Annotated in this window: 10 protein-coding genes, 4 tRNA genes and 1 pseudogene; 7 read left to right on the plus strand and 8 right to left on the minus strand. The window is 70.1% G+C overall.

Features of this window, described 5'->3' with window-relative positions:
* Positions 1 to 114: 114 nt before the first annotated feature.
* The 3 genes from AB0C66_RS20205 (at position 115) to AB0C66_RS20215 (ending at position 2,039) form a co-directional block, all read left to right on the plus strand.
* Positions 115 to 462: a hypothetical protein gene (locus AB0C66_RS20205; RefSeq protein WP_362440070.1), complete on the plus strand. Its 348-nt coding sequence runs from the start codon at positions 115 to 117 to the stop codon at positions 460 to 462.
* Between the two features lie 202 nt (positions 463 to 664).
* Positions 665 to 1,189 (plus strand): hypothetical protein, encoded by a 525-nt coding sequence (locus AB0C66_RS20210; protein WP_362440072.1) that lies wholly within the window; start codon positions 665 to 667, stop codon positions 1,187 to 1,189.
* 325 nt (positions 1,190 to 1,514) lie between these two features.
* Positions 1,515 to 2,039, plus strand: a complete 525-nt coding sequence (locus AB0C66_RS20215) for a hypothetical protein (RefSeq protein WP_362440075.1) — start codon at positions 1,515 to 1,517, stop codon at positions 2,037 to 2,039.
* Between the two features lie 86 nt (positions 2,040 to 2,125).
* Here AB0C66_RS20215 and AB0C66_RS20220 read toward each other — a convergent pair whose 3' ends face one another.
* The 5 genes from AB0C66_RS20220 to AB0C66_RS20240 form a co-directional block, all read right to left on the minus strand.
* Positions 2,126 to 3,067, minus strand: a complete 942-nt coding sequence (locus AB0C66_RS20220; protein WP_362440078.1) for a right-handed parallel beta-helix repeat-containing protein — start codon at positions 3,065 to 3,067, stop codon at positions 2,126 to 2,128.
* A gap of 717 nt (positions 3,068 to 3,784) precedes the next feature.
* Positions 3,785 to 3,857 (minus strand) — tRNA-Lys (locus tag AB0C66_RS20225).
* A gap of 167 nt (positions 3,858 to 4,024) precedes the next feature.
* A complete protein-coding gene (locus AB0C66_RS20230) occupies positions 4,025 to 6,289 on the minus strand; it encodes a DEAD/DEAH box helicase (protein ID WP_362440081.1) in 2,265 nt (754 codons plus the stop codon).
* 221 nt (positions 6,290 to 6,510) lie between these two features.
* Positions 6,511 to 6,996 carry a hypothetical protein gene (locus AB0C66_RS20235; protein WP_362440084.1) on the minus strand — a complete coding sequence of 162 codons (486 nt, stop codon included), beginning with the start codon at positions 6,994 to 6,996 and terminating at the stop codon, positions 6,511 to 6,513.
* A gap of 1,128 nt (positions 6,997 to 8,124) precedes the next feature.
* A complete protein-coding gene (locus AB0C66_RS20240) occupies positions 8,125 to 8,475 on the minus strand; it encodes a metallopeptidase family protein (RefSeq protein WP_254744832.1) in 351 nt (116 codons plus the stop codon).
* A 139-nt stretch (positions 8,476 to 8,614) separates the two neighbouring features.
* Between AB0C66_RS20240 and AB0C66_RS20245 the strand changes: the two genes are divergently transcribed.
* The 4 genes from AB0C66_RS20245 (at position 8,615) to AB0C66_RS20260 (ending at position 10,765) form a co-directional block, all read left to right on the plus strand.
* Positions 8,615 to 10,207 (plus strand): metallophosphoesterase, encoded by a 1,593-nt coding sequence (locus AB0C66_RS20245; protein ID WP_362440087.1) that lies wholly within the window; start codon positions 8,615 to 8,617, stop codon positions 10,205 to 10,207.
* 81 nt (positions 10,208 to 10,288) lie between these two features.
* Positions 10,289 to 10,361 (plus strand) — tRNA-Glu (locus AB0C66_RS20250).
* A 251-nt stretch (positions 10,362 to 10,612) separates the two neighbouring features.
* Positions 10,613 to 10,687 (plus strand) — tRNA-Asp (locus tag AB0C66_RS20255).
* Between the two features lie 4 nt (positions 10,688 to 10,691).
* Positions 10,692 to 10,765 (plus strand) — tRNA-Phe (locus AB0C66_RS20260).
* An 87-nt stretch (positions 10,766 to 10,852) separates the two neighbouring features.
* Here the strand turns inward: AB0C66_RS20260 and AB0C66_RS20265 are convergent.
* The 3 genes and pseudogenes from AB0C66_RS20265 to AB0C66_RS20275 all read right to left on the minus strand — a co-directional run.
* Positions 10,853 to 12,055 carry a tyrosine-type recombinase/integrase gene (locus AB0C66_RS20265; protein ID WP_362440090.1) on the minus strand — a complete coding sequence of 401 codons (1,203 nt, stop codon included), beginning with the start codon at positions 12,053 to 12,055 and terminating at the stop codon, positions 10,853 to 10,855.
* Entirely contained in the window at positions 12,056 to 12,247 is a 192-nt protein-coding gene (locus AB0C66_RS20270; protein ID WP_362440093.1) for a helix-turn-helix domain-containing protein, read from the minus strand.
* A gap of 450 nt (positions 12,248 to 12,697) precedes the next feature.
* Positions 12,698 to 14,269, minus strand: a pseudogene (locus tag AB0C66_RS20275) (DnaB-like helicase N-terminal domain-containing protein); the annotation flags it as partial.
* Positions 14,270 to 14,355 lie beyond the last annotated feature (86 nt).

Here is a 14,355-nt window from a genome sequence, read left to right on the forward strand (position 1 = left end):
AAGTCGCGTTCTGCCGGACGGGTGAAGCTGAGTGGTGAACCGAAGCCTTAACTGATGAGCTTCGTTGAGTCAGACGTCCGTGAATTCGCGGCGCAACCCAGACGGAGGAATTAAGTGAACATCGGCAAGAAGGCAATTCTCCTGACCGCTGCTGCTGGTGCCCTGGTCATCGGCGGTGCTGGCAGCGCCCTCGCCCACAACGGCGGCGACGGCTTCGTTGCCCAGCTGAACCACTGCGACACCGCGACCGGCACCATCGCCACGGTCGGTGGGGCCGCCCCGACCGGCGACATCAACGTCGGCGCCGACTGCATCAACTTCACCAACAGCTCCGGCAACGTCTTCCAGAGCAACGAGTGTGACACCGCGACCGGCACCATCGCCCCGGTCGCCGGCCTCGCGCCGGTCGGTGACGTGAACATCGGCAGCAACTGCACCAACATCGCCGTCGACGAGGACTGAGTGCGTCGCTGAGTCGCTTGACCAGCTCACGGTGTTCCCGCATCCAGCCGGAACACCGTGAAACTTCCCCCCGTTGGGACCTGCGGCCCTGGAAGTTCCGCTTCCAGGGCCGTTTCCACGTAAAAGGCTTTCAGCGACCGCCGTCGTTCGTCAGATGCTCGCTGAGATCAGCCAAGAATCCACTTGGAGGTTCTTTATGCACATGCGCAAGAGGACGGCGCTTCTTGTAGCGGCCATGGGTGTGCTGCTCATCGGCGGCGCGGGGGGAGCCGACGCTGCCGACAACAGCGCCGCTCGCCAGGCCGCCCCCAATGGCGGAGGCAGTCAGAAGAACCGCTGCGACACAAGTTCCGTCATCGGCGGAGTCGAACTGGTGACGTCGGACGTCACGACCGAGACCAATTGTGTCAACTACGCCGAGTCCGGCGTCTCCGAGCAGAGCAATCGCTGCCGGACCCATTCCGTCATCGGTCCCGTCACCGTCAACCTGAGCGGTTCCGACGTCACGCAGCGGACCAACTGCGTCAACATCAGCAAGTCGGGCGAGGTGACCAAGCAGTCCAACGACTGCAAGACGACCTCGGTCCTCGGTCCGATCTCGATCGGCACCGGAGAGGTCACCCACGAGACGACCTGCACCAACATCGCCGGGGCCGACCCCACGAACGGCGCGGCGAAGCAGAAGGCGAGCACCGCCAAGACGGCGAGCGGCACCCAGGGCCGTTGACGAGAAGCCGTCGGCTCCCGTTGGACCACGGCTCTTCGGATCGGGCTTCTCGCCCCGCCCTCCCCGTTCGCTCCGTTCGCTCCGCTCGCTCTTCCGGTCATGAACGCGACCTCCGGGATCACCTTTCCCGGGGGTCGCGTTCGCATATTTATCTGATCCCGGCGACGGGAAATGTGAATTTCAACCTGCCGCGCCGACTGAATATACCTTTACTGTGGCGTATGGGTGACGCGCCCGTATACCCCGGATCCTGCTGAGCGCAAACTTCGTTGAGGTGGTGTCTGCGGATCATTCGCGGAGAACCTGATATGGAGGCACCAGCACAATGCAGATCAGCAAGAAGGTAGCTCTCATGGCCGCGGCGGCCGCGGGCACGATGGTCGTCGGTGGCGCAGGTAGCGCGAGTGCGTACGGTCTGTTCCCGCAGAGCGATGGCGTCAGGCAGTCCAACAAGTGCGACCTCAACCTCGGCACCGAGGCCGAGGTGCCCCTGCTCTCGGGCACCGGGGACTTCGACCCCAACCCGGACTGTGTCAACTTCACCACCGGTGACCACGTGTCGCAGAGCAACGAGTGCGAGACCAACACCGGCCTGGGTGCCGAGGCCGCGGTCCTGGCTCCGACCGGCGACGTCGACCTTGGCCCGAACTGCACCAACATCGCGGTCGACCCGCCGGTGGTGCACAAGGACAAGAAGGTGAAGGCCAAGAAGGAGACCAAGGCCACCGCCAAGAAGCATGTGAAGGCCACCGCCAAGAAGCACGCCAAGGTCACGGCCAAGAAGCATGTGAAGGCCAAGGCCAAGGTGGTCAAGGTCAAGGCGAAGACCAAGCACCACAAGGACTGCTGACCCTCCGCCTCTCATCGAGAGCGCCGCGGCCCTGGAAGCGATGCTTCCAGGGTCGCCCGGCTTTCGAGGGGGTCGCGGGCCGTGGGTCAGGTCGTGCACATACCGATGGCCGGCTGGCAGTTCGCGGGGTTGTTGGCGAGCACCATCGTCGCGTTGAGCGTCACCGTGCCGCCGTCGGTGAAGATGCCGCCGCCCGTGTTCCCCGGGCCGCCGTTGGCCGTGTTCCTCGTGATGAAGTCCCCGGTCAGCTGGGCGGTACCCGCGTGGTTGAACAGCCCGCCGCCGTTCAGGGCGGCGGTGTTGTCGGCCACCAAGGTGCCCGACACGGTCAGCGTGCTGCCGAGGTTGGCGATTCCGCCGCCGAAACTCCCGGCCGTGTTCTGCTGAATCGTGCTCCCGCTGATAATCAGGGGCCCGCCGGAAGTGACGACTCCGCCGCCTTCGAAGTTGGTCGTCCGGTTCCTCTTCACCGAGACACTGCTCAGCGTTGTCGTGCCGAAGTTCCCGACACCGCCACCGGTGTTCACCGCGGTGTTGTCGGAAATGTTGCCGCCGCTGATAACGGCATTGGCCGCCGTATTGATGTGAATACCGCCGCCGTCTCCGGCCGTATTGTGCGTCACATCCGTGCTCGAGAGTTTCGCGGTGGCACCCGAGGCGACCTCGATACCTCCGCCGACATTGCTCGCGGTATTGCCGGTGACGGTCGCCCGGCTCATCGTCAGACTGCCGAACGTGAGGATGCCTCCGCCGTCGATGGCGCCCCCGGCGGTGGCGTCGCCGTTGGCCAGCGTGACGTTGTTGACGGTGAGCCTGCCCCCGGCGGCCACCTCGGCGATACGGAATTCCGGAGCCGACGCACTGCGCTGGATGGTCGCGCCGAGGCCGGTGAGGGTCACGTTCCCGGTGATGATGGGCAGTCCGTCGGGGCCGTTGGCACCGGTCGCCGCCGCGGACGTCAGCGGGTACACGCACCCCGTGGCCAGCGCTACGGTGCCGCCCGAGGGTTGGTTGTTGGCGGCGGTCACCGCGGCGACCAGCGCCGCCTCATCCCCACAGGGGACAGGGGCCTGACCCGATCCATGGCCGCCGCCCCCTCCCCCGCCCCGGAGCTCCGCGGCGGAGGCGGGGACGGAAAGCGCCCACGCCGATACCGCCAGTGCGATGACGGGGATGAAACCGCGGGTCGTTGTCGCGAGTCGCACGAGGTGTCTCCTTAAGCGTTCTGAGCGAGCCGAGCAAGCAGAGATCAGCAGCATCAGACTGTGCGGAAGATCGACGTTCGGCATCCGCGCGGGCGCTGGACGAGCGGTCGCGACGTGCGGCGATGTCGGGTCCGCAGCCCCTCCGACGGTTCTCCGGAGCCCCCTCTCGCCGCTCTCTGCGGCATGAGAAAACCACAGGTCATCGGCGGATCTCGACAGGGCTTCGGACGGGTCGTCAGTTGTCCGGAGCACACTTCGGGAGATTCGCACGTCCACGATGGGCCGATCGTGTGCCCCGTTTCGGAATATGCGTCAGTTTCCGCTCATGGCTGGGGGATGGGCCGCCCGGCCCGGCCAAGGCGGCGTAGGGCGTACCGCCTTCCGCGGGGCTGGCGCCCGGTCCAGTCGTCCGGGTCGTCCGAGTCATCCGGGTACACGATGGTCGGGCGGAAATGCGCCGGTCACCGCCGTCCGGCCGCGCCGGCGGCCGACGGTACAGCTGAGGCCCGCGCCGGAATCGCCCGGCACGGGCCTCGTCGGTGGGTCATCAGGGGCTCGAACCCTGAACCAATGGATTAAAAGTCCACTGCTCTGCCAATTGAGCTAATGACCCGCACCCCCGCAGCATAGCTCGACCGCGGGCCAAGACCCGAGCCAATACCCTCCAGGAGCGAAAGGCCGTGCAACAGCGCGGTGTTGCACGGCCCTCATCGCTCCGGGCGAGCGCCCGGGTCAGCGGCTTCAGCCGCTGCGGTCAGTCGCCGCGGTCAGCCGTTCCGGTCAGCCGTTGCGCTTCCAGCGCGGCTTGTCGGCACGGCGGTCGAAGGAACGGTCGTGCGACCGGCCGCCGGTGCCGCCGCCGCGGTGGTCGTCACGGCGGGCCGGACGCTCGTCACGGCGGTCACGGTTGAACGGCCGGTCCCCGCCGCGGTGGGCGTGGTCACGGCGCTCGAAGGGGCGGCCGGCCGGACGGTCGTCACGGCGGTCGTCACGGCGGTTGAAGCCGCCCCGGTCGTCACGGCGCTCGAAGGAACGGCCGCCACGGTCGTCACGGCGGTTGAAGCCACCGCGGTCGTCACGGCGGTCACGGTTGAACGGACGCTCATCGCGCCGGTCGCGGTTGAAGCCGCCCCGGTCACCGCGGTCGCCCCGGTCGTCACGGCGCTCGAAGGAACGGCCACCGCGGTCGTCACGGCGGTCGTCGCGGCGGTCACGGCTGAATCCGCGGTCGCCACGGTCGTCACGGCGGTTGAAGCCACCGCGGTCGTCACGGCGGTCACGGTTGAAGCCACCACGGTCGCCCCGGTCGCCACGCTCGTCACGACGGTCACGGTTGAACGGACGCTCGTCGCGCCGGTCCCGGCGGTCGAAGTTGCCCCGGTCGTCACGGCGGTCGTACGAGGGACGGCGCGACGCGTCGTCGCCGCCCACGGCCTCGGCGGCGGGGACGGCCGCGGACTCGCCCGTACGCTGCGCCGGAACCGTCGTGGTGGTCTCCGCGGCCTCGCCGGACGCCTGGGCCGGCTGCGTCGCCTGGGCCGTGTCGGCACCGGTCGTGGCCTCGGGAGTGAAGGTCTCGCCGCGCTCGCGCGCCGCGCGCGCCGCGCGCGCCGCCAGCCGGTCGGACTCCTCGCGCAGCTCGGTCGCCCGCCGCTGGACCCGCTCCAGCTCCCGGGTGAGGTCCTGGACCTCACGCTCGGCCTGCTTGGCGGAGTTGGCGGCCGCCTCGGCCTGCACCTCGGTGAGCGAACGGGCGCCGGTGATCCGCGCCACGTCCTCGTCGAAGGCGCCCGCCCCGCCCACGATGTGGCGGGAGGCGTCCACGCCCGCGTCCTCCATCAGCCGGAAGATCTGGCGGCGCTGGTGCGGCAGGGCGAGCGAGACGACCGTGCCGCTCTGGCCCGCGCGGGCCGTACGGCCGGAGCGGTGCAGATAGTCCTTGTGGTCACCGGCCGGGTCCACGTTCAGCACCAGGTCGATGCCGTCCACGTGGATGCCCCGCGCGGCGACGTCGGTCGCGACCAGGACGTTGACGTAGCCGTCCTTGAAGTCGGCCAGGGTGCGGGTACGGGCGCCCTGGGTCATACCGCCGTGCAGCGCGTCGGCCCGAACGCCCGCGTCGCACAGCTGCTCGGCGACGCGGTCGGCGCCCAGCTGGGTCCGCACGAAGATGATGGTGCGGCCCTTGCGCGCCGCGATGGCGGCGGTGACCGGCGCCTTGTCCTTCGGCTTCACCACGAGCACGTGGTGGGTCATCGTGGTCACCGCGCCCTGCGCCGCGTCCACCTCGTGGGTGACCGGGTCGACGAGGTAGCGCTTGACGAGGGTGTCGATCTCGTTCTCGAGGGTCGCGGAGAACAGCAGCCGCTGACCGCCGGCCGGCACCAGGTCGAGGATCTCGGTGACCTCGGGCAGGAAGCCCATGTCGGCCATCTGGTCGGCCTCGTCGAGGACGGCGACCTGGACCTTGTCGAGGGTCGCGGCACCGCGGTCGATGATGTCGCGCAGTCGGCCCGGGGTGGCGACGAGGATGTCGACGCCGCGCTCCAGGGCGTAGATCTGATTGCCCATCGAGGTGCCGCCGCAGACGACCTTGAGCTTGAGGCCCAGCACATCGCCGTAAGGCTGGAGCGCGTCGCTCACCTGCATCGCGAGCTCGCGGGTCGGGGTGAGGATGAGGCCGCGGGGACGCTTCTTCTCGGTGTGGCCGCCGGCCAGCGTGGTCAGCAGCGGAAGGCCGAAGGAGAGGGTCTTGCCGGAGCCGGTACGGCCGCGGCCGAGGATGTCCTTGCCGGCCATGGCGTCGGGGATGGTCGCGGCCTGGATCGGGAAGGGCGTGGTCACGCCGTTCTGCGCCAGCTTGCGGACGATCTGCTCGGGAAGCCCGAGGTCGCCGAAGGTGATCTCGGGGGTCTTCTGGTCCTGCGAGTCCTGCGGCTGGTCCTGCTGGTCCTGCGGCTGGTCCTGCGGCTGGTCCTGGTGAGCCTGCTCGGGCTGCTGCTCATCGAGCGCGGGCATGACGGCGTGATCAGTGGAAACGGACATGCGAAATGCGAAACCTTCCGGAGTCTCGGCACGCGCCCAAACTCCGTGTGAGTCGCAAACAACCGCCTCAATGCGGTCAGCCACAGGATGGGAAGGAACGCGCCTCGCGACGCACTTCAATGAGGCGCCGGGCAAATGGGATCAAACGATCTACCACCATACGCACTCCCACCCCTCAAGAGCAAATTCGCTCCAGCCGGGGTGGATCAGCTCTCCGTGGGTCAGCCCGCGGGCGCGTCGGTGGAGGCGGGCGGGGACGTGGGCTCGGGCGGGGTGGGCTTCGGGTCGGGGGCGGTCGGCGCCGCGGTGGTGGGGTGGGGCTCGGGGGCCGGAGCGGAGGGCTCACCGCCGCCCGGCTGCGGCGGCGCGGAGGGGGCCGGACGGTCCTGTGCCGAGCCGTGCTTCTTCCCGGACGACGGTGTGGGCGACTCCTCGGGGTCCGACGCGCTGGCCGACGGCGTCCCGCGTTCGTGGCCCTTCCGCCGCTCGCCCTTCTTCCCGCCCTTCCCGTCCCGCTCGTGGCCGGTGTACGGGTGGCCCTTGCCGCCCGACCGCACCACCGAACCGCCGGAGTCGTCCGTCCCGCCCTTCTCCTGGGAGCTGCGGTGCTTGTCCGGCCGCTCGGGGTCGTCCGAGATGCTCATACAGCCGCCCAGGGCCATCGCCGCCACCACGAGGCTCACGACCGCCGCGCCGCGCGCCGTCATGCGCGGCGCACGCCGCGTACGGGAAGACGCATCCGGTCCGGCGGGCGCCGGACGGTCGGTCCGGGGGGACCGGTGGGACGGGTCGTCGGTGCGTGGAGCGGGGGATCCGGGCATGCGCGGGACACCTCCAGGCCGCAGGGCTGTGACGCACTGCCCAACTGGCCCCGCCCCGCCCAGGACACGCGTCCGCCGCGGCCGGTACGCGAGTGATACCCGATGAGCACCGACACCGACCGACGGCGGCACGCGCCCCGGCCGCCATGCCTGGCCCGGCCAGCCGGGCGGTCGCGGGCGCGGCCCGGTGATGGGCGGGGCCCGGCCTGGGCGTAGGCATGGCGTGGGCGTCGCCCGGGCGCGGGCGTAGGCGAGGTCAAGGCGTGGGCGTGGCGTGGGCGCGGTGGCCCGGGCGCGGCGGGGCGGAGCCCTTCAGACGCCCGCCCTGGCAGCCGGGCTCGGGGTAGGCGTGGGCCTGGGCGTGGCCTGGGCGTGGGCAGGGCGCGGAGCCCGGTCATGGAGGGGCGGAGGCGCCCTTCAGACGCCCGGCCCGGGCGTAGGCGTGACGTGGCTCAGGCGCGGCCCGGTCGCGGGCGTAGGCGGGGGCCGCGGCGCAGGCCTCGGCCTGACCGCCCGGCCTCGGTCTGGGCGCGGGCGCAGGCGTGGGGCCCGTCGTGGGCGTGGCTTGGTCGCGGGCGTGGCCGGTCGCGGGCACGGGCGTGGCCTGAGCGTGTGCGGGGCCCGGGCACGGCGGGGCCGGGACAGTCGCGGGCGGGGGCCAGTCGCGGACGTGGTCGCGGCCCGGTCGCGGGCATAGACGAGAGCCAAGGCGTAGGCCCGGCCTGGGCTTGGCCGGTCGCGGGCACGCGCGTGGCCTGAGCGTGGGCGGGGCGCGGGGCCCAGGCACGGCGGGACCGGGTCGGTCGCGGGCGGGGGCTAGTCGCGGACGTGGGCGCGGCCCGGTCGCGGGCATGGGCGGGAGCCAAGGCGTAGGCCCGGCCTGGGCGTGGGCGCGGTGGCGCGGTGGCCCGGGCACGGCGGGGCGGAAGCGCCCTTCGGACGCCCGCCCCGGCCGCCGGGCCGAGCCCGGGGGCCAGGGGTGGGCGCGGTAGGCGACCACCGCACCCCGCCCGCTCAGCCGTAGCCGAGGGCGTGCAGCCGTTCGTCGTCGATCCCGAAGTGGTGGGCGATCTCATGCACGACGGTCACCTCCGTCTCCTGGACCACTTCCTCCCGCGTCTCGCTCATACGCAGCGTCGGCCCCCGGTAGATGGTGATCCGGTCCGGCAGTACGCCCGCGTACCACTCGCCCCGGTCCGTGAGCGGCGTCCCCTCGTACAACCCGAGCAGCTCGGGATCGTCGGCCGGTGGCTCGTCCTCCACGAACACGGCGACGTTGTCCATCAGCCGGGTCAGCTCCGGCGGAATCCGGTCCAGCGCCTCGGCGACCAGTTCCTCGAACTCCTCGCGCGTCATCTCCAACACGTGGCCATTGTCGGGCAGCGGGGCCCGGAAAGGCGCGGTGCGTGGCCCACTTCGTCGAAAGGCGAACGTTCCTGTTCGCCGAACGGACCCGGCCGTGGCTCCAGGTATGCGGCACCGGACGGCAGGGCATACGGGCCCAATGGCCCGCGAAACGCTCCGGCTGCTCCGCGCCACCGCTCAGCGCGCACGGGCTGCGGCCGCCTCCCTACGCACCATTCGCCGCGACCACCCCAACCGCTCCACCCACCGCTCCACCAGCCACTCCCCCAGCCGCCTCACCGCCCTGGTCCCGGCCCCACACCCCCGGCCGCTGGTCCGGGCCGCCGGGCTGGCCGTCGTGACCGTCCTCGGGGCGTGGATGGGGCTGCTGGTCGTCGGCAGCGTCCACACCTCCGTGGGCCCCATGGACACCCGGATGGCGCTGCGGCCGTCGTTCGTCGGCGGCACCAAGATCAATGTGTCTCCGCTCGGCGCGCTGGAGCTCGACAGCCATCACGCGCCGGTCCGGCTGGACGTCGATGTGGACCGGCTCGATCCGGTGCGTTCCGAGGCGCTCGTCGATCACCCCGAACGGCTCTCCGGCCTTCAGGAGGAGGTCGCGAGCGATGTCGCCCACGGCACCCTCGACCTCGCGGTGCGCTCCTGCGTCGCCGTCGTCTTCGGCGCCACCGCGCTGGGCCTGGCCGTCTACCGCCGCCCGCGCCGGGCGCTGGCCGCCGGGGGGCTGGCGCTGTCGCTGCTCGCCGCGTCGGGCGCCGCCGCGTACGCGACCTGGAACCCGAAGTCGGTGCTGGAGCCGCGCTACTCCGGGCTGCTCTCCAGCGCTCCGTCGGTGGTCGGCAACGCGCGCAGCATCGTCACGGAATTCGATGTCTACCAGCAGGAGTTGGCCAGGCTGGTGACCAATGTGACCCAGCTGTACGAGGTCACCTCGACCCTTCCCGCGTATCAGCCCGACCCGACGACGATGCGGGTGCTGCATGTCTCGGACGTCCATCTGAACCCGGCCGCCTGGCACATCGTCGAATCGCTGGTCCGGCAGTACAAGATCAACGTGATCGTGGACACGGGCGACACGATGGACCATGGCACCGCCGCCGAGAACGGCTTCCTGGACCCGGTCTCGACGCTCGGCGCGCCGTATGTGTGGGTACGCGGCAACCACGACTCGGCGACCACCCAGCGCTATATCGCCGCCCGTAAGAACGTCCATGTCGTCGACGACGGCACGGTGGCCACCGTCGGCGGACTGCGGATCGCGGGTATCGGCGACCCGCAGTTCACCCCGGACCGCTCCGTCGCCGCCTCCGGCGACCCGGCCGAGCACCGCGCGGGCCGACGGCTGGCCGACGCGATCCGGGCCCGGAAGGCGGCCGGTGACCCACCCGTGGACGTCGCCCTCGCCCATAACCCGGTCGCGGCCCGGGAGACCGACGGCACCGTCCCGCTCGCCCTCACCGGCCATGTCCACCACCGCCGTACGGAAGTCCTCCCGGGCGGCACCCGGCTGATGACGGAGGGCTCCACGGGCGGCAGCGGACTGCGCGCGGTGGACGACGGCGACCCCGACAAGGTCCAGGCGTCGGTCCTCTACCTGGACCGGGACACCCACCGGCTCCAGGCGTGGGACGAGATCGACCTCGGCGGTCTGGGCCTTTCGAAGGCCGAGGTCAGCCGCCATCTCCCGGCCGAGAACACCCCGGGGGCGACGTCGACACCCGGCACCGGGTAAACCGTTTTGGCGAACTTCCCCGGCATCCCATATGCTTCTCGCGTCCCCGAAAGCGCCGCCAGGCGCCCAGGTGAGCCATCGGCCCTCATCGTCTAGTGGCCCAGGACGCCGCCCTTTCAAGGCGGTAGCACGGGTTCGAATCCCGTTGGGGGCACAGATTCTCTATATCGCCGCAGGTCAGATACCCCATCGGGGCGACCTGCGGCGTTTTGTGTACCCGCTCCCGCACGGCCTCGTGAGCGGTCAGAACACGCTCCGAGGTCTGATACGCTGATCCAGCGACATCGACTCGGCGGAGCCCGGAAGAGCCCCTCCTGCGAAGGTCGCGGGGAATGCGAATCCACCGAGAGAAATCCCGTTGGGAACGCACGCCATCTTGTGCGAGACTCGTGCTCGTACACGCAAGGTCCTGTGGAGCAGTTTGGAGTGCTCGCCACCCTGTCAAGGTGGAGGCCGCGGGTTCAAATCCCGTCAGGACCGCTGCGGCTGGGTAGCTCAGTTGGTACGAGCGTCCGCCTGAAAAGCGGAAGGTCGCCGGTTCGACCCCGGCCCCAGCCACTGCCGTTGAACAGCAAAAAGGCCCCGACGGGTTCGCCCGTCGGGGCCTTTTGCGTGCTCACTACGCCAACGCGTACGCCAACGGTGTCAGGAGAGCCTGTCTCCGAGACTCCCGAGCGCCTTCCGCTGCTCGTCCAGCGAGGCATGGGCGTAGACCTTCATCGTCACCCCGATATCGCTGTGTCCAGCGATCTGCCGCACCACGTGCGGGGGCACGCCGAGGTCGAGCAGCAGGGTCACGCAGGTGTGGCGGAGGTCATGGAAACGCATCTCCAGCCCGAGGCGGCGGCGGAGCGGGTCCCAGCTCCGCCGGATGTTGTCCGGCTCGATGGGTGTGCCCACGCGGGAGGTGAAGACGAGCCCGGTTTCCTTCCACCGGATCCCGGCCGCCGCCCGCTCCTGCTTCTGCCGCTCCTGGTGCGCGATGAGCGCCTTGGTGACGAGCGCGGGCAAGGGAATCGTCCGGATCGATGAGTCGGTCTTGGGCATCACCAGCGTCAGCTCACCGTCCACCCGCTGAAGCGACCGTTCCACGATCAGCGATCCCCGGTCGAGGTCGACGGCATCCCACCGCAGCCCCAGCAGCTCGCCGCGCCGCATGCCCATGGCGAGGGCGACGACGTAGAGCGCGTGCAGCCGGTCGTCCTGGGACTCCTTGAGCAGTAGGCGAGCCTCAGCGACGCTGAGACCCTTCCCCGTCCCATAGGAGGGAGTGGGGACCTGTACGAGCTGGGCAACATTCCGCACGATCAATTCCTCCCGGACGGCGTTCTGGAGAGCGTTCCTCAGCACCGCATGGATCGACTGGACCATTCGGCGCGAGAGGTACGAGCCACAGCACTCCCCCGCCGCACAGCACACGGCCTTGTCGCGCGTCTCGTCCCAACCGTTCTTGCAGCACTGGCACTCAGTGGCCACGCGCCGGAGCCACACGCGAACCTCGGCGGCCCGAAGCGTCCGGATCTTCTTACGGCCAAGGCCCGGTGTCAGGTGGACGCGTACGACGCTCTCGTAGCCCTGGTACGTCTTCGGACGCCGCTGAGGCTTGACCACGGTGGCCAGCCAGTACGTCAGGTACTCCGCCATCTTCATGTTGGTGTCGGGGGTGGGAACCCCCTTGAGGTCCTGTGCCTGAAGCTCCGTGATCTTCGCGTGAACCTCCTCACGCGTCTTGCCATAGGCGGAGACCCGCTTGCGGATCCCGCTCGTCGTCATCACGTACGCGCGACCGTGATAGAGCCCGTCCTTGCGTTGCGTGATGCTGCCTTCGCCGTTGGCACGCTTGGCCACTTAGGCGGCCTCCTCGATCTGGTTGTGGATGAAGGTGCGGAGAGAGTCAGCGGGGATGCGGCGGGCCCGACCGACGGTGAAGCTCCGAAGCTGCCCGGAGCGAATGAGGTCGTAGACCTTGCTGCGGCTCAGCCGCAGGGCCGCCATAACCTCGGGGACGGTCACGGCCTCATAGGTAGAGGGGAGGGACATCGTCAGTTCCCTTCGTGCGCCCTGGCGGGCACAAAGGGCGCGAAGGGCGGAAAGCCTTCCGACCTGCGGGTTTGCCCGGCACTAAGTGGGGCGGGAAGTCGGGCGCTAAGTCCCTCCCCCACACTCCCCGGAGGTTCGCGCCCCACTTAGTGCCAGGCTTCGCGACTCGTGTTCTCACAGGTCACGGGGCTTATCGCCCTTCGCGCCCTTTGCGCCTCAGCCCGTGTAGGCGAGGACGGTGGTCGGGCGGCCACCCGTGGCTCGCTGGCTGCGGGAATAGCCGGGCTGGTCGAGCAGTGCGGCGGCGATGCGATCGCGCTCGGCCTTGCCCGCGTTCTTGAACAACCTGTGGATCTCCCTGCCGGTCAGACCGTCGGCTCCGGCAGCGCGGACGGCGGTGGCGAGTTTGTCCACCTTGGGGTCACCCGAGACGTTGCCGAGGAGGTGGACGGCGGACGCCCGGGCGTAGTCGAGGAGGTGCCAGGCGGCGCGCATGTGGTGCTCGGCGATGGTGTCGGTGTGGTCGCACAGGGCGTAGACCATCGCGACCCGCTGGACGTACGGGGCGGCGCGGGCGGTGAACTGGGCGATCACCCCGCCCACCGCATCGTCGTCACTGAGTGCCGGATACACCTCGTCGCAGTACATAGCCCACGCGTCCGGGCTGAACTTGACCTCTTCGACCCGGGCAGCGTCCGCGAGCACCGTGCGCCAGCCAGCGGCGAGGTTGGCCACCAGCTCCGGGCTGGCGCCGCGTGAGCCCGGCAGGATGAGGTTGCGTTGGCAGAAGATCGGCAGGAAGCGGTTGTAGGTGCCGCCCGCCATCTCGGAGTCCTGCATCTTGGCCCGGAACTCCTCGGGGGTGATGTGGCCGAGGATCGCGATGTGCGGGTCCGTGGCCTTGAGGGAGTCGCGAACCATCGAGCCGAGTGAGTCCCCGTCCCATGCCTGCCGCAGCACGCCCGGCAGGCTGCTGCCCTCGCGTCGCCCACGGCTCATGGTCACCGCGTACTCCGATTCCAGGACCCACAGCCGCTTGTCGACGCTGGCGTGGGACGCGTCCTCGCTGTCGTCGTCCTTGACGTACTCGATCAGCCCTTCCCCAGAGTTCAGACCGCGTGGGGTGTGATCAGGGCCGAAGAAATCCGGCAGGGCCTCGGCGAGCACCCGCCGAGCAGTCGACGTCGCCGACCCCTTCCGGCCCGAAGATGTGGGGCCGATCGTCAACGCCCAGATCAGGCACGGGTGCCGGTCGTTGCCCACCATCAGGTGCGGGCGGCGGCCGATGACCGCTCCGGCCGCTGACAGCAGGTTCACCAGCACCGCGACCGGGTCCGCCTCGCTCGTGGGATCCAGCTCGCGCACTGTCTCGCCAACCCACCCGCAGAACACATCCGGATGTGGCGTCGGCCCCGGCCGATGCGGACGACGGATCCCCTGGCGCGCGTCGTAGAGCGGGTTCGGGGGTCCCGTCGGAGTGCCGGCACTACCGTCCTCCTGCGCTGCCGGGCTGACGGTGAGTTCAGTGACTTCGGCCAGCACAGCGGCCCGGACGTGCTCCGCGTCCGAGCCAGGCTCAGCCGCCATCTGCACGATGCGGGTACCGGCCTCGATGAGGCGGCGGCGGTCGGCCTTGTCCCGCACGATCTCGGCGTAGTACTCGGCGTTGGCGGCGGTCGGCACAGCCTGCACGAGGGTGTGCAGGTAGCTCGCGCCACCGACGCGGGCCAGATCGCCACGCTTGTCGAGGTGGTGCGTGAGGGTGATGGGATCGACGGGCTGGCCCTGGTCGTGCAGCTCGCGAATGGCGCAGTGAATCGTCTCGTGCGCGGGCCGGTAGTGGTCGGCAGCGTCCATTGCTGCGGCCACATCATCGATGGCGGCAGCGGACAGCAGCATGGCGCCCAGAACGGATTGCTCGGCATCGAGATCCTGCGGGGGCATCCGGTCACTGCGAGGCTCGGCGCCACCGTGCAGCGCGCGCACGTTGTCGTACGGCGACGGGGCGGGCTCGGGTGCCATTATTGAGTCCTCCTGTCTGTCTTCGGACGGGCGGGGAGAACCGGGGCGGCGGGCTGTCCTTGGCTGGGAGGCCGCCGCCCCGGTGC

Source organism: Streptomyces sp. NPDC048636 (assembly GCF_040650655.1).
Lineage (GTDB): Bacteria > Actinomycetota > Actinomycetes > Streptomycetales > Streptomycetaceae > Streptomyces.

Excerpts from the sequence above, each read along its gene's own strand:
- AB0C66_RS20210 (WP_362440072.1), top strand. The coding sequence starts at position 665 with ATGCGCAAGAGGACGGCGCTTCTTGTAGCGGCCATGGGTGTGCTGCTC.
- AB0C66_RS20215 (WP_362440075.1), top strand. The coding sequence starts at position 1,515 with ATGCAGATCAGCAAGAAGGTAGCTCTCATGGCCGCGGCGGCCGCGGGC.
- AB0C66_RS20230 (WP_362440081.1), bottom strand. The coding sequence starts at position 6,289 with ATGTCCGTTTCCACTGATCACGCCGTCATGCCCGCGCTCGATGAGCAG.
- AB0C66_RS20235 (WP_362440084.1), bottom strand. The coding sequence starts at position 6,996 with ATGACGGCGCGCGGCGCGGCGGTCGTGAGCCTCGTGGTGGCGGCGATG.
- AB0C66_RS20245 (WP_362440087.1), top strand. The coding sequence starts at position 8,615 with ATGGCCCGCGAAACGCTCCGGCTGCTCCGCGCCACCGCTCAGCGCGCA.
- AB0C66_RS20270 (WP_362440093.1), bottom strand. The coding sequence starts at position 12,247 with ATGTCCCTCCCCTCTACCTATGAGGCCGTGACCGTCCCCGAGGTTATG.